This window comes from Bradyrhizobium sp. Mp27 (genome assembly GCF_029953005.1).
In the GTDB taxonomy this organism is placed as follows: Bacteria; Pseudomonadota; Alphaproteobacteria; order Rhizobiales; family Xanthobacteraceae; genus Bradyrhizobium; species Bradyrhizobium barranii.
In genome coordinates, this window is the sequence record NZ_JASAUS010000842.1 from 1 (window position 1) to 220 (window position 220).

1 pseudogene is annotated in these 220 nt (G+C 64.1%); it reads right to left on the reverse strand.

The window, feature by feature from the left end:
• Positions 1–33: 33 nt before the first annotated feature.
• Positions 34–220: pseudogene (locus QJT78_RS52830) on the reverse strand (IS4 family transposase); the annotation flags it as partial.

A 220-nucleotide genomic window follows, 5' to 3' on the forward strand; every position in this document is an offset into this window, starting at 1 on the left:
CCGCAACCCCGACCAGCTCCGACGACCCGAGCGCTACCAGCAGAGCACGCCGATCAAAGGGGTCCCTTTTGGAGGCCGATAGGGGGTCCCAGTCAAACGCCGATTGACAATCAGATCCGGCTTCTCGCGCTTGAGGCTGAATTCCGTCGTGTCATGGAGGACGAGGATCGGTCCCTCCCTCGCCGCTACGCGCTCGCGCGTCGCCTCGAAATGACCGCCA